Raw genomic sequence first — 19049 nt, forward strand, 5'->3', positions numbered from 1 at the left:
CGCGGGGGTGCCGGGCAGCGGCGTTCCATGTGGACTCCGGCGCGGTCAGACGTCCGCGGTGCCGCAGGCGCCGATGGCGCGGCCGGCCTCGACGGAGGCGCGCTGGGCGTCGCCGTCCCGGATGGCCTCCAGGATGGTGTGGTGGCCGATGTAGCGCTCGGCGATCAGCTCGGGGCCGACGTCGTGCCGCAGGTGCTCGCGGGTGACCTCGCCGAGGTCGGCGTAGACGGCGAGCAGGACGTCGTTGTGGGCGGCGGCCACCACGGCCTGGTGGAAGGCGGCGTCGGCCTGGACGAAGTCCTCGGCGTCGCCGGAGTGCCAGGCGGCCTCCCGGCGGGCCAGGGCGCCGTCCAGGAGCTCCAGGTCGCGCGGGGTGCGGCGGTGGGCGGCGAGGCCCGCGGCCGAGGTCTCCAGGGCCGCCCGCAGCTCGGCGACCTGGTCCTGGCCGGCGTCGGCGAAGCGGCGGTGCATCACGCCGGCCAGCTCGCTGGTGGCCAGCACGTACGTGCCGGAGCCCTGGCGGATGTCGAGCAGCCCGTTGTGGGCGAGGGCGCGGACGGCCTCGCGGACGGTGTTGCGGGCGACGCCGAGCTGTTCGACCAGGGCGGCCTCGGTGGGGATGCGCGAGCCGACCGGCCACTCCCCGGAAGTGATCTGGGCACGCAGCTGTGCGATCACCTGGTCGGACAGCGGGGTGCGCCTCGGCGAGGACAGCGCCACGGGGGACTCCTTGCGGCTACGGCTCGGGTGGGGCCTGGGTGGGAGGTGGCCGGTGGATGAACGGTCGGCACATCATGCCAATTCCAAGGTGCATCAATTCATCCCATCATTCTATGATGCTCTCTATGCCCGCAGCAGACACCACCGCTTCCTCCCGGACCGAGAGCCGGCCGCCGACCGAAGAGCGGCCCGCCGCCTCCGGCTCCGCCAAGTACCTCGGCGTGCTGTTCGCCGTCGCGATCGCCGCCGCCGCCTTCAACCTGCGCCCCGTGGTCACCAGCCTCGGGCCGCTGCTCAAGCAGGTCCGCGACGACCTCGGGATGAACCCGACGCTCGCCGGGCTGCTCACCGCCGTCCCGTCGCTCTGCTTCGGGCTGTTCGGCTTCGCCGCGCCCGCGGCGGCCCGTCGGATCGGTCCGATCGCGGTCGTCACGGCGGGCATGGGCGCCATCACGGCGGGCGTGCTGGCCCGCTCGTTCGCCGGCGGCACCGCCGTGTTCCTGCTGCTCACCGCCCTCGCCCTGGCCGGGGTGGCGGTCTCCAACGTGCTGCTGCCGGTGGTGATCAAGCGGTACTTCCCGGACCGGGTCGGGCCGATGATCGGCCTCTACTCGATGGCGCTGTCCGCCGGCACCGCGCTGGCCGCCGCCGTCACCGTGCCGCTGACCAAGTCGCTCGGCGGCGACTGGCGCTACGGCCTGGGCGTCTGGGCCGTCCTGGGGGCGCTCGCCCTGGTGCTCTGGCTGTTCGTGCTGATCGCCAAGCGGGAGCGCGGCGAGCGGGCCGGCGGCGCCGCCGCCCCCGTCCGGCTGCCGATCACCCGCAGCCGGACCGCCTGGGCGCTGGCCGGGTACTTCGGCCTCCAGGCCACCGGCGCGTACGTGGTCATGGGCTGGATGTCGCAGATCTTCCAGGACGCCGGCATCGGCGAGGGCACCACCGGCGTGCTGCTCGCGGTCACCATGGTGATCGGCGTGCCGGTCTCCTTCGTGCTGCCCAACCTGGCCGCCCGCCGCGGCGACCAGCGGCTGTTCGTGGTGCTGCTGGCCTGCTGCGGCATCGCCGGGTACGCCGGTCTGGCGATCGCCCCGGCCGGGGGCGCCTGGCTCTGGGCGGTCCTGCTGGGCCTGTCCAACTGCGCCTTCCCGCTGGTGCTGACCATGATCGGACTGCGGGCCCGGTCCGCGGGCGGGGTCGCGCAGCTCTCCGCCTTCGCCCAGGGCATCGGCTACCTGGTGTCCATCCCGGGTCCGATCCTGGTCGGCTGGCTCTACGGGGCCACCGGCGAGTGGTACTGGCCGCTGGGCTTCCTGTCGCTGCTGCTGGTGCCGCAGATGCTGTTCGGCCTGCGCGCGGCGCGGGCCCGGCACATCGAGGACGAGGCGGTGCACCCGGCGGAGCGGGCCGCGGCGTGACGCCCCCGCCGGGGGTGTGAGGACGCGCGGGGAGGGCCGGGCCCCGACGGGCGGGTCAAGACCCGGCCAAGGGGGCGGGGTCGGCGGACGGCGGGCGTGTTCGGAGTGGGAGACTTCCGGACATGCCCGTTCTCGATCCCAACCCCACCGACGGCCGCAAGCAGCTCGGCCGCATCGCCCTCGCCTTCGCCGCCATCGCGGTGCTGGTGTCGATCATCGCCACCGTCGCCGCCACGATGGGCTGACGGACGGCCGTACGCCGGCTGACGCCCCGGTGAACGGGGCATGGTGACACGGGTCGTCCCTCGGAGTGGCGGCATCCCGGGGCATCGCGCCGCCGGGCCGCTTTTCTGCCAAGCTTGCTGGGTATGAGCGCCGACACGCCCCGCAGGATCATCGTTCTCCGCCATGCCAAGGCCGACTGGCCGAACGGCGTGGACGACCACGACCGGCCGCTGGCCGACCGGGGCCGTCACCAGGCCCCGGACGCCGGCCGCTGGCTGGTCGACTCCGGCATCAGCCCCGACTACGTGCTCTGCTCGACCGCGCTGCGCGCCCGCGAGACCTGGAAGCTGGCGGTGCACGAGCTGCCGCAGCGGCCGCTCCGGACGGTGTACGAGGAGCGGGTCTACGAGGCCAGCCCCGGGGAGATCATCGCCGTCCTCCAGGAGACCCCGGAGGAGTACGCGGACGTGGTGCTGGTCGGCCACAACCCGGGCGTGCTGGGGCTGACCCAGGTGCTGGCCGGGGACGCGGGCGATCCGGACGCGCTGGAGCGGCTGCGCCTCGGGGGCTTCCCGACGGCGGCGGTCGCGGTGCTCAGCTTCAGCGGCTCCTGGAAGGGCGTCGAGCCGGGCGTGGCCCAGCTGGTCTCGTACCACACGCCGCAGGACTGACCGCGGGACCGTACACGAGGGGCGCGCGGATCGAATCCGCGCGCCCCTCTGGTACGTCCACAGGCCCTCTCCGGGCGGCCGCCTCACTCCATCGGCCGCCGGGCGGGCCCTACTCGGTCGGGGTGCCGTGCAGCGCGTCGGCGGCCTCGACCTCCTCGCGGGTGATGCCCAGCAGGTACAGCACGGTGTCCAGGAACGGCACGTTCACCGCGGTGTCGGCGGCCTCCCGCACCACCGGCTTGGCGTTGAACGCCACCCCGAGGCCGGCCGCGTTCAGCATGTCCAGGTCGTTGGCGCCGTCGCCGATCGCCACCGTCTGCTCCAGCGGCACCTTCGCCTGCTCGGCGAAGCGGGCCAGCCAGCGGGCCTTGCCCGCCCGGTCCACGATCTCGCCGACCACCCGGCCGGTGAACCGGCCGTCCACCACCTCCAGGGTGTTCGCGGCCGCGAAGTCCAGCCCCAGCTGCTCCACCAGGTGGTCGGTGACCTGGGTGAAGCCGCCGGACACCACCGCGACCTGGTAGCCGAGGCGCTGGAGCGTACGGATCAGGGTGCGCGCGCCCGGCGTGAAGCGGACCTCGGCGCGCACCTTCTCGGTCACCGAGGCGTCCAGCCCGGCCAGCAGCGCCACCCGGGCCCGCAGCGACTCGGCGAAGTCCAGCTCCCCGCGCATCGCCGCCGCCGTCACCGCGGCGACCTCCTCCTCGCAGCCCGCGTGGGCGGCGAACAGCTCGATCACCTCGTCCTGGATGAGCGTGGAGTCGACGTCCATGACCACCAGGCGCTTGGCCCGGCGCTCCAGACCGGCGGCGACCACCGCGACGTCCACCCGCTGGGTGGCCGCCTCCTGGGCCAGCGCGGCCCGCAGCTCGTCGGTGGCCACACCGGAGACGGCCAGCTCGACCGCCGTCACCGGGTACTTGGCGAGCCGGAAGACACGGTCGATGTTGCCGTCCGAGGCGGTGATCCGGGAGGTGAGCGCGGAGACGGCGGCGGCGGTCAGCGGGTTGCCGAGCACCGTGACGTGCGAACGGCCCTCACGGCGCGGCCGGTTGTCACCGATGCCGGAGAGGATCTCGGCCTGGAGCTTCTGCTCGTCGGCCCATCGGTGGACGGTGGCCCGCAGCCCGCCCTCGGCGCCGGGTGCGGTGGGCGGGGTGACCAGGGCGCACAGCGTGATGCGCCCACGGGTGACGACCTGCTCGATGTCGATGACGTCGACGCCGAAACCGGCCAGCGTCGTGAAGAGGCCGGCGGTGATGCCGGGACGGTCCTTGCCGAACACCTTGACGAGCAGGGTGCGCTCGTCCGCGGTCCGGTGCTGGGCGGCGGGGAGGGGCTCAGCGGCCAGGGGCGATGCGTTCATGGTGCCTCCCACGCTACCGGGCGCCCGAGGGCCCGGGAGCACCCGTCCCACCTCGCGGGACGCCGCAGGTCCGGGCTCGGTAGCAGCCTGGTCACAGTCGCCCGGGCCGACTTTCACCGGCGGTCGGCGGGCTGGAATGATTCCCCCGGCAGTCACAGGAACATCGCGGCCCCGGCCGGGGCCACAATTCGGGGGAACCGAGAGAGCGGGGCAGGCGAGCAGTGCCGCAACTCGTCATCGAGATCAACGGACAGCAGCGGACTCTGGAGCCCGGGCGGTCCTACACCATCGGGCGAAACCCGCAGTCGGACTTCACGTTCGACGACGCGAGGGTCTCCTGGCAGCACGGGACCATCGGCTTCAACGGCAGCGGTTGGCAGCTGGACGACCACGGCAGCACCAACGGAACGTACGTGGCCGGCGCCCGCACCCTCCAGGCCCAGCTGTTCCCCGGTGCGGTGGTGAACCTGGGCAACCCGGAGAACGGCCCCCGGCTCGGCTTCTCCGCGCCCGCGCAGGCCGCCGCCCCGCACGCCGCGGCCCCGCAGGCCACCCCGATGCACGAGGCCGCCACCAGCCGCGGCCCGGTGCCCACGCCCCAGCAGCCCGCCCCGCAGCAGGGCTGGCCGCAGCACGACCCGTACCAGCAGCAGCCGCAGCAGGCCTGGCCCGGCCAGCCGCAGGCCCAGCCGCCGTTCCCGCAGCAGCAGTACGCGCCGCCGCAGGACCGGCCGGCCCCGCAGCAGCAGCCCCAGCCCCAGCACGGCGGCTTCCCGCAGCAGGGCTTCCCGCCCCCGCCGCACGACGGCGGGCCGCAGCCGACCATCATCCGCAACCTGACCTCGGCGATGCGCACCGTCCGGATCGGCCGCGCGCTCGACAACGACATCGTGGTGTCCGACCTCCAGGTCTCCCGCCACCACGCCGAGCTGCGCCAGCTCCCGGACGGCCGCTACGAGATCGTCGACCTCGGCAGCCACAACGGCATCTTCCTCAACGGCCAGCGGGTGCAGCGTCAGCTGATGGGCCCGCAGGACCGGCTGACGGTCGGCCACTCCGGCTTCGTCCTGGTCGGCGACCAGCTGCAGGAGTTCGTCGACACCGGCGCCGTCTCCTTCTCCGCCCGCCACCTGACCGTCGAGGTCGACCACAAGGGCGGCAAGAAGGTCCTGCTCGACGACGTCAGCTTCGGCGTCCCGGAGAAGTCCCTGGTGGCCGTCATCGGCCCGTCCGGCTCCGGCAAGTCGACCCTGCTGCGCGCCCTCACCGGCTACCGCCCGGCCGACCGCGGCGAGGTGCTGTACGACGGCCGCAACCTCTACAAGCAGTTCGCCGAACTCCGCTCGCGCATCGGCCTGGTGCCGCAGTCCGAGATCCTGCACCGCGAGCTCACCGTCCGGAAGGGCCTCAAGTACGCGGCCCGGCTGCGCTTCCCCGGGGACACCGAGGCGAAGGAGCGCGAGGCCCGGATCGACGAGGTGCTGTACGAGCTGCGCCTCGACAAGCGCGCCGACAACAAGATCACCGCGCTCTCCGGCGGCCAGCAGAAGCGCGTCTCGGTCGCCCTGGAACTGCTCACCAAGCCCTCGCTGATCTTCCTGGACGAGCCCACCTCGGGCCTCGACCCGGGCATGGACCGCGAGGTCATGCAGATGCTGCGCGGCCTGGCCGACGACGGCCGCACGATCCTGGTCGTCACCCACTCGGTGGCCGAACTCGCGCTCTGCGACCGGCTGCTGGTGATGGCGCCGGGCGGCTCGGTGGCCTACTTCGGCCCGCCGGACGAGGCGCTGCACTTCTTCGGGTACGAGACCTGGGCGGACGTCTTCCAGGCCTTCGAGAACTACCCGGACCACGACTGGGCCGGCCGCTACCGCGGTTCGGTCCACTACCAGCAGTACTCCGCCCCGACCGTCGAGGCGGGCGAGGTGCAGCACGTCCAGGTCGCCCAGGAGGCCGTCAAGCCGCCCAAGCCGCAGAGCTGGGGCTCGCAGCTGTGGACCCTGATGCGCCGCTACATGTCGGTGCTCGCCTCGGACCGCGGCTTCCTGGCGCTGTCGGTGCTGCTGCCCGCGGTGATCGGCGCGGTCAGCGTGCTGATCCCCAACGAACCGGGGCTCGCGCCCAACCCGAACACCCAGCTCCACCTCAACAACGGGGCCGCGACGATCCTGCTGATCCTGGCGATCGGCGCCTGCTTCTCCGGAGCGGCCAACTCGGTCCGCGAGCTGATCAAGGAACGGGCGATCTACGAACGGGAACGGGCCACCGGGCTCTCCCGCTCGGCGTACATGATGTCCAAGATCATCGTGCTGGGCTTCTTCAGCGTGATCCAGGGCGCGATCATCTCCGCCGTCGGCTTCCTGCCGCGCAAGCTCCCCGAGCACGGCCTGCTCGTCAAGAACCTGCCGATCGTCGAGATGACCGTCGGCATGATCCTGCTCAGCTTCGCCGCGATGATGTTCGGCCTGATGATCTCCGCGCTGGTGAAGACCGCCGAGAAGACCATGCCGCTGCTGGTCATGTTCGCCATCGTCCAGGTCGTCTTCACCGGCTGCCTCTTCCAGATCTTCAGCAAGCCCGGCCTGGAGCAGGTCGCCTGGCTGATGCCGGCCCGCTGGGGCACCGGCATCGTGTCCACCACGCTGGACCTGTCCACGCTCATGGGCCCCTGGAACAAGGACTTCCAGAACCCCAACTACGACCCGCTCTGGAAGCACAGCGTCGCCCAGTGGGCGATCGACGCGGGCGTGCTGGTGGCCATCTCGGTCGTCATCGGCGTCCTCGTCACCCGGCTCCAGCGCCGGCACGAGCCCGAGGTCATGCAGAAGGGCTGACCCCTTCCCCGACGTCTCGGACGGCAGTCCGAGGGGCGGTCCTCCCACCCGGGAGGGCCGCCCCTCCGCGTTTCCGGGCGGGCCCTCCCGGGGCGCGGGTCCTAGGTCCCCGGACCCGGGCCCGGGGCGGCCGGGGACGGACGCGGCGGCCGTCACGGCGGCGGTAGTTTGGCCGTATGCCCAGCACCTCCGGAGACCACGCGGCCCACCACGGCCCGCTGCCCGCCTGCGAACCGTGCCTGGCCGGGATCGAGGCCGTCAGCCAGGCGCTGCTCGCCATGAGCCGGCACCTGGAGGTCCGCGAGGTACTGCGCCGCATCACCGCCTCCGCCCGCGGCCTGCTCGGCGCCGAGTACGCGGCCCTCGGCGTGCCCGACGACCACGGCGGCTTCGCCCAGTTCGTCGTCGACGGCGTCACCGACGAGCAGTGGCGGGCGATCGGCCCGCTGCCCCGGCAGCACGGCGTGCTCGCCGCGATGCTGCACGAGACCGGCCCCACCCGGCTGGTGGACGTCCGCAAGGCGCCCGCCTTCGAGGGGTGGCCCGAGGCCCACCCCGACATGGACGCCTTCCTCGGCATGCCGATCCTGGACACCGACGCGGCCGAGGACGAGCCGCAGGTGATGGGCGTCATCTTCCTCGCCAACAAGCGCGGCGGCGGCCAGTTCACCGACCACGACGAGGAACTGCTGCGGATCCTCGCCGCGCACGCCGGCCTCGCCCTGTCCAACGCCCGGCTGTACGAGCGCAGCCGCGAGCTCACGCTGGCCGGCGAGCGGGCCCGGATCGCCCACGACCTGCACGACGCCGTCTCGCAGAAGCTCTTCTCGCTCCGCCTCACGGCCAAGGCGGCCGCCAAGCTCGTCGACCGCGACCCGGCCCGGGCCCGCGCCGAACTCGCCGAGGTCGCCCGGCTGGCCGCCGAGGCCGCCGACGAACTGCGCGCCGTCGTCGTGGAACTGCGCCCCGCCGCCCTGGAGGAGGACGGGCTCAGCGCCACCCTCGCCTCCCAGGTGCAGGTCCTCGACCGGGCGCACACCGCCGACGTCGCCTTCGCCGCCGACGGCGTCCGGGCGCTGCCGCCCGCCCAGGAGGCCGCGCTGCTGAGGGTCGCCCAGGAGGCGCTGCACAACGCGCTGCGCCACTCCGGCGCCCGCCGGGTCACCGTCACCCTGGCCGGGACGCCCGCGCGCGGCGCCGTGCTGCGGGTGCACGACGACGGGCGCGGCTTCGATCCGGAGTCCGTCCGACGGGCCGGCCGCCACCTCGGCCTGGCCTCGATGCGCGACCGCGCGGCCGCCGTCGGCGGCACGCTCACCCTGGAGTCGGCCCCCGGTCGGGGGACGCTCGTCGAGATGGAGGTCCCCGGTGCCTGAGAGCACACCGTCGATCCGCGTCCTGCTGGTCGACGACCACCAGGTCGTCCGGCGCGGGCTGCGCACCTTCCTGGAGGTCCAGGACGACATCGAGGTGGTCGGGGAGGCCGCCGACGGGGCGGAGGGCGTCGAACGGGCCCGTGAACTCGACCCCGACGTCGTCCTGATGGACCTCAAGATGCCCGGCGTCGACGGCATCGAGGCGCTGCGCACCCTCAAGGGGGAGGGCAGCCGGGCCCGGATCCTGATCGTCACCAGCTTCACCGAGCACCGCACGATGGTCCCCGCGCTGCGGGCCGGCGCCGCCGGGTACGTCTACAAGGACGTCGACCCGGAGGCGCTGGCCGGCGCGATCCGCTCGGTGCACGCCGGCCACGTCCTGCTCCAGCCCGAACTGGCCGCCGCCCTGCTCTCCGACGACAGCCCGCGCGCCCCCCAGGGCCGCGGCGGCACGCTCACCGAGCGCGAGCGCGAGGTGCTCGGCCACATCGCCGACGGCCGCTCCAACCGGGAGATCGCCCGCAGCCTCCACCTGTCGGAGAAGACCGTGAAGACCCACGTGTCCAACATCCTCATGAAGCTGGACCTGGCCGACCGCACCCAGGCGGCACTCTGGGCCGTCCGCCACGGCGAGACCCGCGAGGCGTAGCGCGCCGGGGGTGCCCCTCCGCTCAGCGGTCGTCCCGCTCGTCGACGAGGGCGTTGTAGGCGGCCACCTGGGCGCGTCGGGCGGTGCGCCGCAGCGGGGCCAGGGCGGACTGCCGGGCCGCCATCTCGGAGGCGCTGACGGCGGCGCCGTGCCCGCCCGAGGCGATGGCGAGCAGGGCGGACACCTGGCGGGCCGACTCCAGGACCCGGACGGCCCGGGGCGGGTAGCCGGGGGCCAGCGGCTCGCTGTGGCCGCGCCGGCGGTAGGCGTCGAGGGCGCGCAGGGCCTCGGGCCCGGCACCGGCCACGTCGAGACGGGTGAGCAGGACGGTCGCCTCCCGCAGCCCCTCGGCCAGCTCGCGCTCGGCCTCGTGGAGCGACGGGACGTCCGCCGGAGGTGTGTCGTTGACCTCATGGCAGCGCCACAGCACGGTGGCCGAGCGGTCGCCGGCCGGCCCGTACTCCTCCACCTCCGGCACCAGCCCGAGCGGTGCGCCGACGGCCAGGACGGCCTCGCCGGCCCGCATGGCCCGCTCGTTGAAGGCCTTCGGGCCGGTCAGTCCGAGCGGGTGCCCGGCCGAGGGCAGCGCGAGGCGCAGGCCCTTCACACCGAGCACCCGCAGCCGCCCCAGCGCCCAGGTCAGCCCGTGCTGCTCGCCGGGCCCGTCGCCGGGCAGGCCGGTGACCCGGTGGCGCTCGTCGGCGCCCAGGACGGCCGCGGCGGCGTCGTCCGGCGGCACCAGGCCCGCCAGCTGGGCGTTGCCCCATGCGGTGAGCCGCCCCGAACGGGGCTCTTCGTACGGATTGTCGGCTGGAGTCACGAGCATCCGGCCAGCCTACGGAATCGCCGGTCATCCGCGTGGCGTAGGTTTGCCCATGCGTGTGCGGCGCACCCACCCCGTGCCCACCGGCTGCCGGAGTAGGCTCGCCGCCCGCACCGACGGCCGAGAATCTTGTTTTTTGGGGAAGGCATAGGCATGAGCGACGTGCTGGAGCTGGTTGACGTATCCGTGGTCCGGGAGGGGCGCGCGCTGGTCGACCAGGTCTCGTGGTCCATCTCCGAGGGCGAGCGCTGGGTCATCCTGGGACCGAACGGCGCCGGCAAGACCACGCTGTTGCAGATCGCCTCCTCGTACCTGTTCCCGACCTCGGGCAAGGTCACGGTGCTGGGCGAGAAGCTCGGCGAGATCGACGTCTTCGAGCTGCGCTCCCGGATCGGTCTGGCCGGCGCCGCCATGTTCGACAAGCTGCCGGCCGAGCAGACCGTGCTGCAGACCGTCCTCACCGCCGCGTACGGCATGACGGTCACCTGGCAGGAGACCTACGAGCAGTCGGACGAGTCCCGTGCCCTGGCCCTGCTCGACCGCCTCGGCATGGCCAACCTCACCGACCGGAAGTTCGGCACCCTCTCCGAGGGCGAGCGCAAGCGCACCCTGATCGCCCGCGCCCTGATGACCGACCCCGAGCTGCTGCTGCTCGACGAGCCCGCCGCCGGCCTGGACCTCGGCGGCCGCGAGGACCTGGTCCGCCGGCTCGGCGCGCTCGCCCAGGACGAGTTCGCCCCGGCGATGGCGATGGTCACCCACCACGTCGAGGAGATCGCGCCCGGCTTCACCCACGTCCTGATGATCCGTCAGGGCAAGGTGCTCACGGCCGGCCCGATCGACACCGAGCTGACCGCCCGCAACCTCTCCAAGTGCTTCGGCCTGCCGCTGACCCTGGAGCGGCACGGAGACCGCTGGTCGGCGCAGGGTCTGCCGCTGGGCTGAGGCCCCGTCCGCCCGTTCCTGTCGTTCATCCGGACGGCCGTCGGGAACCGGTCGCACGCGCGACCGGTTTCCGCCCCTCGACCTGCGGGAACTGTCCGCTTCGAAGGCCTTCGCTCCCTAGGATGGACATGTGGACAGCTGGATCTGGTGGCTCCTGGCCGCCGCAGGGCTCGGCATACCGCTGGTGCTCACCGCGATGCCGGAGTTCGCCATGTTCGCGGTCGGGGCGCTGGCCGCCTCCGGCGTGGCCGCGCTGGGCGGGGGAGTGGTCCTCGAGACCGTGACCTTCGTCGCCGTCTCGGTCGCCCTGGTGGTCTTCGTCCGCCCGATCGCCTACCGGCAGCTCCGTAGCGGGCCGCAGGTCAAGATGGGCATCGAGGCGCTCCAGGGCGCCACCGCGGTCGTCGCGGAAACCGTCGACGGGGAGGGCGGGAGGATCAAGCTGAACGGCGAGATCTGGTCGGCCCGCGCGCTCCACCCGGGCCAGGTGTACCAGCCTGGACAACAGGTCGACGTCGTCGAAATCCAGGGCGCGACCGCCCTGGTCGTCTAGGGGAGAGTCCGTGGAACCCGTCCTTATCGTTTTGGTCGTCCTGGTCGTGGTGGCCTTCATCGCGCTGATCAAGACGATCCAGGTCATCCCGCAGGCCAGCGCCGCGATCGTGGAGCGCTTCGGCCGCTACACCCGGACGCTCAACGCAGGGCTGAACATCGTCGTCCCGTTCATCGACCGGGTCCGCAACCGGATCGACCTGCGCGAGCAGGTCGTGCCGTTCCCGCCGCAGCCGGTGATCACCCAGGACAACCTGGTCGTCAACATCGACACCGTCATCTACTACCAGGTGACCGACCCCCGGGCCGCGACGTACGAGGTCGCCAGCTACATCCAGGCGATCGAGCAGCTGACCGTCACCACGCTGCGCAACATCATCGGCTCGATGGACCTGGAGTCCACCCTGACCTCGCGCGAGGTCATCAACGCCGGTCTGCGCGGCGTCCTGGACGAGGCCACCGGCAAGTGGGGCATCCGGGTCAACCGCGTCGAGCTGAAGGCGATCGAGCCGCCGACCTCCATCCAGGACTCGATGGAGAAGCAGATGCGCGCCGACCGTGACAAGCGCGCCGCGATCCTCACCGCCGAAGGCCAGCGCCAGGCCCAGATCCTCAAGGCCGAGGGTGAGAAGCAGGCCGACGTGCTCCGTGCCGAGGGTGAGGCACAGGCCGCGGTCCTGCGCGCCGACGGTGAGGCGGCCGCGATCCGGACGGTCTTCGAGGCCATCCACGACGGCGACGCCGACCAGAAGCTGCTCGCCTACCAGTACCTCCAGACGCTGCCCGAGCTGGCCAAGGGCGACTCCAACAAGCTCTGGATCATCCCCAGCGAGGTCGGCGACGCGCTCAAGGGCCTCGGCGGCGCCTTCGGCGGCCTGACCGGCGGGATGAACGGTGGCGCGGTCGCGGCGCCCACCGTTCCGCAGGTGGCCCCGGCGGCCCCGGCGGCCACCCAGGTGCCGCTGGACCCGGCCTCCGGCCCGCGGCCGGTGGACACCGAGAAGGGCGCCGCCCGTCCCCGGGTGGACCCGGCCCGGGAGTACCCGAAGATCGACCCGGAGTGACCGACCCGGAATGACCGGATCGGAGTGACCGAGCCGGAGTGGCCGGTCGGACCGAGTTCCGTCGAGGGCCCGCTGCCGAGAGGCGGCGGGCCCTCGGCCTTGTGCGGCGTCGGTGGAGCGCGCGCACGTTGTGAGGTGCGTCCCGAATCGTGGGCGGGTCTGGTAGAGCCGCGGGGCCGTCCGGCATGATCCCCTCGGACAGGACCGAGAGGAGAGGTGACCCATGACGCTCTGGGAGTCGATCGCCGTCCTGGTGGCCGGCGTCGGCGCCGGGATGATCAACGTCATCGTCGGCTCCGGCACCCTGATCACCTTCCCGGTCCTGCTCGCCGTGGGCCTCCCGCCGGTCACCGCCAACGTCTCCAACACCTTCGGCCTGGTCCCCGGCTCGCTCAGCGGCGTGATCGGGTACCGCCGCGAACTGGCCGACCAGGGCCGCCGGGTGCTGCGCCTGGGCACCGCCTCGCTGCTCGGCGGGCTGGTCGGCGCGCTGCTGCTGACCAGGCTGCCGAGCGGGGCCTTCGACGCGATCGTCCCGGTGCTGATCCTGCTCGCACTCGTGCTGGTGGTGATCCAGCCCCGGGTGGCCAAGGCCGTCGCCGCCCGCCGCCGCCCCGGCGGCGATCCGGACGGCAGTCCGGTCCTGCTGGTCGGGGTGTTCCTGACCGGCATCTACGGCGGCTACTTCGGCGCCGCGCAGGGCGTGCTGCTGATGGCCCTGATGGGCATGCTGCTCCAGGAGGACCTCCAGCGGATCAACGCGGTGAAGAACGCCCTGGCGATGATCGTCAACGCCGTCGCCGCGCTCTTCTTCCTCTTCACCTCGACGGTGAACTGGACCGCCGCCGGTCTGATCGCGGCGGGCTCGCTGGTCGGCGGCCTGGTCGGCGCCAAGGTCGGCCGCCGCCTCCCGCCGACGGCGCTGCGCGGGGTCATCGTGGTGGTCGGCCTCGTGGCCGTCGCCAAGCTGCTGTTGAGCTGAAGGGCCGTCAGGCCGTCGGGCCCGGCAGGGTGTCGGGGCATCGAAACGTCGGAACATCGGAACGTCGGAGGAGTACGCCATGGCCCTGGAGATGCGTGAGAGCTGCGAGCGCTGCGCGGTGTCGCTGACCGCGGACGGCGGCGCCTCGATATGTTCCTACGAGTGCACCTTCTGCTCGGACTGCACCGAGGCCATGGCCGGCGGCTGCCCCAACTGCGGCGGCGAGCTGGTGACCCGTCCGCGCCGGAAGGCCGCCTGACACCGGAACCCCGGACGTCCCGGAACTGCGGACGTACCGGAAATCCGGCACCCCGGACCGACCATCCAGCAGGAGCGCGGCGATGAGCAGCAGGGCACGGCTGAACGAGGACGAGATCACGGCGGCCCTGGCGGCGCTGCCCCGGTGGACGCGGGAGGGCGACAGCATCGCCCGTACCGCCGACGCCCCGGACTTCCCGGCGGCGGTCCGGGTGGTCGTCGCCGTAGCCGAGCAGGCCGAGGCGCTCGACCACCACCCCGACATCGACATCCGCTGGCGCACCCTGCGCTTCGTCCTGTCCACCCACAGCGCCGGCGGCCTCACCGGTCTGGACTTCACCCTCGCCGCCCGGATCGACGAGGCCCTGCGCGCCGAGTCGGCCTCCTGACGCCGCCGCAGGACCGGCCGGCCCGGGACCGTACGGGCGAGGGCCCGGGCCGCGCCCCCGGGCGGGCGTGAGATGCTGACTGCCGCATCGGCAGGCGGGCGGGGCTCGGGAGGGACGGAACGGATGGCGCAGGAGCCCTTCGGAGACGCCCACGACCGGCAGCCGTGGCCGCCCCAGAGCCACCCGGACTGGCAGAGCGGTGGGTACGGCGGGTACGCCGAGCAGCAGCAGCAGACAGCTCAGCAGGTACCGCAGCAGCCGTCGCAGTGGCCGCCGCAGCAGGGCTACGGCTCGGCCGAGTACGGGCAGCAGCAGACGCAGTCCGGCCAGGGCGGTTACGGGCCCACCGGCTACGACCAGAGCGGGTACGACCAGGCCGGCTACGGCCGGAGCGGGTACGACCAGGCCGGTTACGAGCAGAGCGGTGTCGGCCCGACCGGCTACGTCGAGGGCGGCTACGTCGAGGGCGGTTACGTCCAGGGCCCGTACGGCGGCCAGGAGCAGTACCAGCCGTACCCGCAGTACCCGGACCACGCGCAGCCGCACCAGCCCTACGCGCCGTACGCCGCCCCGCAGCAGCCCGCCGACGAGGGGCTGTACGTCCCGGCGGGGGCGGAGTACTCGGCGGACGGCTACGTGCACATCGAGGAGGCCGGGCCGGCGCCCGTCCCCGAGGAGCCCGCGGCGACCACTCCGGTGCGGGCCCCCGAGCCGCAGGCCGAGCCGGCCCCGCGGTCGAGGGCCGCGGCCCGTCGAGGGGGCGGCGGCGGTTCCGGCACGGGTGAGGGCTCCGGCTCCTCGCTCTCCGCCAAGGCCCGGAAGGCCGCCGACGCGGTGCTGACCGGGGAGCACATGCCCAGCCGCAAGGCCCTGCTGGTGCGGACCGGCGCCGGGGTGGCCGCGCTGGGAGTGCTGGTGGCGGCCGGGCTGATGGTCGGCGCCGAGGGCGGCGGCAGCGCGGCGGCGAGCAGCGGCGGCGAGCCGGGCTTCGCGGTGGCACACGACCGGGTGTGGGCCGCGCAGCCGGCCGCGGCCGGTCCGTCCGGGGGCGACGACACGCTGATCGGCGGCTGGCTGCTGGCCGACGCGGTGGTCCGGGCCGACGGCTCCGGGGTGCACGCGTACGACCGGGCGGGCGGCAAGGCGACCTGGTCGGTGGAGCCGCCGGCCGCCGGGGCCGTCCCGTGCGGGCTGTCGGCGGGGGTGAACCCGGCGGGCCTGGGCGCGGCCCTGTTCCGTCCGCAGGCCGATCCGAAGAGCCCCTGCACGCTGGTGGCCGCCGTGGACACCAAGACCGGCAAGACCGTCTGGACCAAGAGCCTCTCGGACGCCAAGGGCGCCTACTCGGCCCGGGTCGGCGTCACCGAGGACAAGGTGATCGCCGTCGGCGACGACCGGGTGCTGGCCTGGGAGTCCGCCGACGGGAAGGACGTCTGGCAGTACACCGGGCAGGGCAAGTTCTGCACCCTGTCCGGCGGCGTCAGCGGCAAGACCGTGCTCGTCGCCTCCTCCTGCGCCGACTCGACCCCCGCCGACCAGGCCGTCGCGCTGAACACCGCGGACGGCAAGGTCGGCTGGTGGCGGGGCCTGAACAACCAGCCGAAGACGGTGACCGTGCTGTCGGCCGAGCCGTCCGTGGTCCTCACCACCGGCGGGAAGCCCGAGGACGACCGGGTGTTCGCCTGGGGCGCGGGCGGCGACCCGGCCGCCGAGATCCCGGTGGCCGTCGACGGCGGCCGGCTGGACGTCGCCCACGGTACGTTTTCGGCCACTCCCGAGGTGTACTTCGAGGGCCGCACGATGGTCACCACCCTGGCCCCGCCGAACGGCGGCGGGCCGGTGGCCGCGGTCGGCTACGACCTGGACACCGGCAAGCAGCGCTGGAAGACGCCGACCGCCGCCAAGGGCGCCGTCCGGGCGGTCGGCATCGACGGCGGGTCGCTGGTGCTCGCCGCCGACGAACGCCGCGACCAGCCCGCCCGCCTCAGCCGGTTCCCGCTGGCGGGCGGCCGGGAGGCGACCGGGGGCAACTTCCCGGCCGGCACCGGCTCGCTGCTGATCTCCGGGCGGGTGCTCATCGGCGGCGGGCAGGTGGTCGTGGTGCCCGAGCACTCGACGAACTACGGCACGGCGGCGGGGTACCGGGCGAAGGACTGAGGCCCTCCGCCCGGGTTTCCGGCCTCCTTGCGCCTCCTCGCGCCGCCTTACGCCGCCTTACGCCGCGGAGACGGGCCGGCCCGGTACGGCCGGCAGCCAGTCGGCGAGGTCCCGGACCTCCGAGCCGCGCAGACCGAGCGCCAGCATCAGGCTGGCCTGCGGCGTCGGCTCGAACGGGCGGCGCAGCAGCTTCATCCCGGCCTGCTCCGGCGTGCGGTCCGCCTTGTGCTGGTTGTCCTCCGCGCACGCGGCCACGGTGTTCATCCAGCTGTCGGCACCACCGCGCGACCTGGGCTGGAGGTGGTCCACCGTGGTGGCCCGCCGGCCGCAGTACGCGCACAGGTGCCGGTCCCGCGCCAGGACGCCGCGCCGCGACCACGGAGCCTGTTGTCGGAACGGCACCCGTACGTACCGTTGCAGTCTGATCACCCGTGGCACCGGGACGGCAATGCCCGTCCCCCTGATCGAGCGCAGCGGATGCGCCTGCTCCACCACGGCCTTGTCCTGGAGCACCAGGACGACGGCGCGCTGGAGCGACACCGTCGTCAGGGGCTCGTAGCTCGCGTTCAGAACCAGCGTGTTGCGCACTCGGCACACCCTTCCCGCGGGCGTGCCACGGCGGCACGACCGTCTCCACACACGTCACTGCCGCCGCACGGCGGTGGAACCACTCTGAATGGGCCCGTAGCCGTCGAACAACGGAATTTCCGGTATCGGGGAGGGGCCCGGGACGGCGGACCGGCCGACCGGGAGGGGTGCCTCGGGGAAACTCGCTGGCCGGAACCGCGTAGGCTCTATCAGGCTGGAGTCGTACCGACCCGGAGCCCGACCGAACCGGGCCAGCACTGGTCGGACGCCCGATCGAAGGAGAAGCGTGACCGTGACGGACATCGTCGACGAGCTGCAGTGGCGCGGGCTGATCGCCCTTTCCACTGACGAGGACGCACTGCGCAAGGCGTTCGCGGACGGCCCGGTCACGTTCTATTGCGGCTTCGACCCGACGGCCCCCAGCCTGCACCTCGGCAACCTGGTGCAGATCCTCACCATGCGCCGCATCCAGCAGGCGGGGAACCTCCCGCTCGGGCTGGTCGGCGGCGCCACGGGCCTGATCGGCGACCCGAAGCCCACCGCCGAGCGCGTGCTCAACGACCCCGAGACGGTGGCCGGCTGGGTCGAACGCCTGCGCGGCCAGATCTCGCGCTTCCTCGACTTCGAGGGCCCGTACGCGGCGCGCATGGTCAACAACCTGGACTGGACGTCCGGGATGTCGGCGATCAGCCTGCTGCGTGACGTGGGCAAGTACTTCCGGGTCAACAACATGATCGCCAAGGAGGCCGTCGCCCGACGGCTCAACTCCGACGCGGGCATCAGCTACACCGAGTTCAGCTACCAGATCCTCCAGGGCATGGACTACCTGGAGCTGAACCGCCGCTACGGCTGCGCCCTGCAGACCGGCGGCAGCGACCAGTGGGGCAACCTGACCGCCGGCACGGACCTGATCCGCAAGGCCGACGGCAAGTCCGTCCACGCGCTGGCCACGCCGCTGATCGTCAAGGCCGACGGCACCAAGTTCGGCAAGACGGAGTCCGGCACGGTCTGGCTCGACCCCGAGCTGACCACCCCGTACGCCTTCTACCAGTTCTGGCTGAACGCGGACGACCGGGACGTCCCCACCTTCCTGCGGATCTTCAGCTTCCGCTCGAAGGAGGAGGTCGAGGAGCTGGAGCGCGAGACCACCGAGCGCCCGGCCGCCCGCCTCGCCCAGCGTGCCCTCGCCGAGGAGCTCACCACGCTGGTGCACGGCGCGGAGCAGTACGAGCGCGCGGTCGCCGCGTCCAAGGCGCTGTTCGGCCAGGGTGACCTCGCCGACCTGGAGGCCCCCACCCTGGCCGCCGCCCTGGCCGAGGTCCCGAAGGCCGAGGTGTCCGAACTCCAGACGGTGGTCGACCTGCTGGTCGCCGTCGGGCTGTCGCCCAGCCGTTCGGCCGCCCGCCGGACGATCAAGGAGGGCGGTGCCTACCTCAACAACGTCAAGGTGACGGACGAGGAGGCGGTGCCGACCGAGGCCGACCTGCTGCACGGCCGCTGGCTGGTGCTGCGGCGCGGCAAGCGGAACCTGGCGGCGGCGGAGCTGGTCGCCGCCGGCTGACGGCCGGTCGCCAGCCGGGCCGGCGGAGGCTGCCGGTTGAGGCTTGGCTGAAAGCACACCTGCTCTGAGCTGCGGCTTCGAGCCCCGAGGGCCGGATCTGGACAGATCCGGCCCTCGACGTTTGACGATGTCGTCCAGGTGGCCTAGTGTTGAACGAGTCGCTGGAGCGGCCACCCCACTCAGCAAGACCCACTCCCACTCTGATTCCCATGAAAATGGGTTCGTCGGCATTGCCGTCTACGGGTGAGTGTGAATTTCGAGTGACACTCGGAATGCGGTAATGTGGTGGACGTCGCGAAAAGCGGACCCGGCCAGTTCGGGAAATCGGATGAATGAAACTCCGGAAAACGGAGCGGAAAACGTCTGATAAGCTGGTAACACGAAAGAACGAAGCCCGGAGGGTCCGCTGGAAGGCGGTCCGAAGGAAGCGTCCGTTCCTTGAGAACTCAACAGCGTGCCAAAAGTCAACGC

General features: G+C 72.9%; 18 protein-coding genes. 14 read left to right on the forward strand and 4 right to left on the reverse strand.

The window, feature by feature from the left end:
• Positions 1-45: 45 nt before the first annotated feature.
• The gene (locus ACWDCZ_RS32905) at positions 46-720 is read right to left on the reverse strand and encodes a FadR/GntR family transcriptional regulator (protein WP_074001597.1); all 675 of its coding nucleotides are present in this window, start codon (positions 718-720) and stop codon (positions 46-48) included.
• A gap of 116 nt (positions 721-836) precedes the next feature.
• On the opposite strand from ACWDCZ_RS32905, the gene ACWDCZ_RS32910 reads away from it, so the two are divergent.
• The 3 genes from ACWDCZ_RS32910 (at position 837) to ACWDCZ_RS32920 (ending at position 3031) form a co-directional block, all read left to right on the forward strand.
• Positions 837-2135, forward strand: coding sequence for a CynX/NimT family MFS transporter (locus tag ACWDCZ_RS32910; RefSeq protein WP_074002094.1), 1299 nt, complete (start codon positions 837-839; stop codon positions 2133-2135).
• A gap of 122 nt (positions 2136-2257) precedes the next feature.
• Complete coding sequence (locus ACWDCZ_RS32915; RefSeq protein ID WP_255357429.1) at positions 2258-2380, forward strand: SGM_5486 family transporter-associated protein; 123 nt, start codon at positions 2258-2260, stop codon at positions 2378-2380.
• Positions 2381-2503: 123 nt separating this feature from the next.
• A complete protein-coding gene (locus ACWDCZ_RS32920; RefSeq protein WP_049652098.1) occupies positions 2504-3031 on the forward strand; it encodes a SixA phosphatase family protein in 528 nt (175 codons plus the stop codon).
• Positions 3032-3140: 109 nt separating this feature from the next.
• On the opposite strand, the gene serB is transcribed toward ACWDCZ_RS32920, so the two are convergent.
• Positions 3141-4397, reverse strand: coding sequence for a phosphoserine phosphatase SerB (gene serB, locus ACWDCZ_RS32925; RefSeq protein ID WP_049652099.1), 1257 nt, complete (start codon positions 4395-4397; stop codon positions 3141-3143).
• A 221-nt stretch (positions 4398-4618) separates the two neighbouring features.
• On the opposite strand from serB, the gene ACWDCZ_RS32930 reads away from it, so the two are divergent.
• The 3 genes from ACWDCZ_RS32930 to ACWDCZ_RS32940 all read left to right on the forward strand — a co-directional run bounded on the left by ACWDCZ_RS32930 (position 4619) and on the right by ACWDCZ_RS32940 (position 9259).
• Entirely contained in the window at positions 4619-7234 is a 2616-nt protein-coding gene (locus ACWDCZ_RS32930; RefSeq protein ID WP_049652100.1) for an FHA domain-containing protein, read from the forward strand.
• A gap of 278 nt (positions 7235-7512) precedes the next feature.
• Positions 7513-8610 carry a GAF domain-containing sensor histidine kinase gene (locus tag ACWDCZ_RS32935; RefSeq protein WP_049652110.1) on the forward strand — a complete coding sequence of 366 codons (1098 nt, stop codon included), beginning with the start codon at positions 7513-7515 and terminating at the stop codon, positions 8608-8610.
• Positions 8603-9259 (forward strand): response regulator, encoded by a 657-nt coding sequence (locus ACWDCZ_RS32940; RefSeq protein ID WP_049652101.1) that lies wholly within the window; start codon positions 8603-8605, stop codon positions 9257-9259. Before ACWDCZ_RS32935 ends, ACWDCZ_RS32940 begins: the two co-directional genes overlap by 8 nt.
• Positions 9260-9281: 22 nt before the next feature.
• Here ACWDCZ_RS32940 and ACWDCZ_RS32945 read toward each other — a convergent pair whose 3' ends face one another.
• Positions 9282-10085, reverse strand: a complete 804-nt coding sequence (locus ACWDCZ_RS32945; RefSeq protein ID WP_074001594.1) for a hypothetical protein — start codon at positions 10083-10085, stop codon at positions 9282-9284.
• Between the two features lie 150 nt (positions 10086-10235).
• Here ACWDCZ_RS32945 and ACWDCZ_RS32950 point away from each other — a divergent pair, with 150 nt between their 5' ends.
• The 7 genes from ACWDCZ_RS32950 (at position 10236) to ACWDCZ_RS32980 (ending at position 16429) form a co-directional block, all read left to right on the forward strand.
• Entirely contained in the window at positions 10236-11027 is a 792-nt protein-coding gene (locus ACWDCZ_RS32950) for an ABC transporter ATP-binding protein (protein ID WP_049652103.1), read from the forward strand.
• Positions 11028-11157: 130 nt separating this feature from the next.
• Positions 11158-11580 (forward strand): NfeD family protein, encoded by a 423-nt coding sequence (locus ACWDCZ_RS32955; RefSeq protein WP_049652104.1) that lies wholly within the window; start codon positions 11158-11160, stop codon positions 11578-11580.
• A gap of 10 nt (positions 11581-11590) precedes the next feature.
• Positions 11591-12643, forward strand: coding sequence for an SPFH domain-containing protein (locus tag ACWDCZ_RS32960; protein ID WP_387831213.1), 1053 nt, complete (start codon positions 11591-11593; stop codon positions 12641-12643).
• A 223-nt stretch (positions 12644-12866) separates the two neighbouring features.
• On the forward strand, positions 12867-13625 hold the full coding sequence (locus tag ACWDCZ_RS32965) for a sulfite exporter TauE/SafE family protein (protein ID WP_049652106.1): 759 nt from the start codon (positions 12867-12869) through the stop codon (positions 13623-13625).
• Between the two features lie 79 nt (positions 13626-13704).
• On the forward strand, positions 13705-13884 hold the full coding sequence (locus tag ACWDCZ_RS32970) for a DUF1272 domain-containing protein (RefSeq protein ID WP_416876376.1): 180 nt from the start codon (positions 13705-13707) through the stop codon (positions 13882-13884).
• A gap of 82 nt (positions 13885-13966) precedes the next feature.
• A complete protein-coding gene (locus tag ACWDCZ_RS32975; protein ID WP_375877723.1) occupies positions 13967-14272 on the forward strand; it encodes a 4a-hydroxytetrahydrobiopterin dehydratase in 306 nt (101 codons plus the stop codon).
• A 123-nt stretch (positions 14273-14395) separates the two neighbouring features.
• Positions 14396-16429 (forward strand): outer membrane protein assembly factor BamB family protein, encoded by a 2034-nt coding sequence (locus ACWDCZ_RS32980; RefSeq protein ID WP_449817754.1) that lies wholly within the window; start codon positions 14396-14398, stop codon positions 16427-16429.
• A 57-nt stretch (positions 16430-16486) separates the two neighbouring features.
• Here ACWDCZ_RS32980 and ACWDCZ_RS32985 read toward each other — a convergent pair whose 3' ends face one another.
• Positions 16487-17017 carry an HNH endonuclease gene (locus tag ACWDCZ_RS32985; RefSeq protein ID WP_049659779.1) on the reverse strand — a complete coding sequence of 177 codons (531 nt, stop codon included), beginning with the start codon at positions 17015-17017 and terminating at the stop codon, positions 16487-16489.
• Between the two features lie 292 nt (positions 17018-17309).
• On the opposite strand from ACWDCZ_RS32985, the gene tyrS reads away from it, so the two are divergent.
• A complete protein-coding gene (gene tyrS / locus ACWDCZ_RS32990) occupies positions 17310-18578 on the forward strand; it encodes a tyrosine--tRNA ligase (RefSeq protein WP_074002093.1) in 1269 nt (422 codons plus the stop codon).
• The last annotated feature ends 471 nt before the right edge of the window (positions 18579-19049 follow it).

The organism is Kitasatospora sp. NPDC001225 (genome assembly GCF_053597855.1).

Coding starts and splice junctions, on each gene's coding strand:
- ACWDCZ_RS32945 (WP_074001594.1), bottom strand. CDS start 10,085: ATGCTCGTGACTCCAGCCGACAATCCGTACGAAGAGCCCCGTTCGGGG.
- serB (WP_049652099.1), bottom strand. CDS start 4,397: ATGAACGCATCGCCCCTGGCCGCTGAGCCCCTCCCCGCCGCCCAGCAC.
- ACWDCZ_RS32915 (WP_255357429.1), top strand. CDS start 2,258: ATGCCCGTTCTCGATCCCAACCCCACCGACGGCCGCAAGCAGCTCGGC.
- ACWDCZ_RS32980 (WP_449817754.1), top strand. CDS start 14,396: ATGGCGCAGGAGCCCTTCGGAGACGCCCACGACCGGCAGCCGTGGCCG.
- ACWDCZ_RS32950 (WP_049652103.1), top strand. CDS start 10,236: ATGAGCGACGTGCTGGAGCTGGTTGACGTATCCGTGGTCCGGGAGGGG.
- ACWDCZ_RS32910 (WP_074002094.1), top strand. CDS start 837: ATGCTCTCTATGCCCGCAGCAGACACCACCGCTTCCTCCCGGACCGAG.
- ACWDCZ_RS32975 (WP_375877723.1), top strand. CDS start 13,967: ATGAGCAGCAGGGCACGGCTGAACGAGGACGAGATCACGGCGGCCCTG.
- ACWDCZ_RS32935 (WP_049652110.1), top strand. CDS start 7,513: ATGAGCCGGCACCTGGAGGTCCGCGAGGTACTGCGCCGCATCACCGCC.
- ACWDCZ_RS32965 (WP_049652106.1), top strand. CDS start 12,867: ATGACGCTCTGGGAGTCGATCGCCGTCCTGGTGGCCGGCGTCGGCGCC.
- ACWDCZ_RS32920 (WP_049652098.1), top strand. CDS start 2,504: ATGAGCGCCGACACGCCCCGCAGGATCATCGTTCTCCGCCATGCCAAG.
- ACWDCZ_RS32970 (WP_416876376.1), top strand. CDS start 13,705: ATGGCCCTGGAGATGCGTGAGAGCTGCGAGCGCTGCGCGGTGTCGCTG.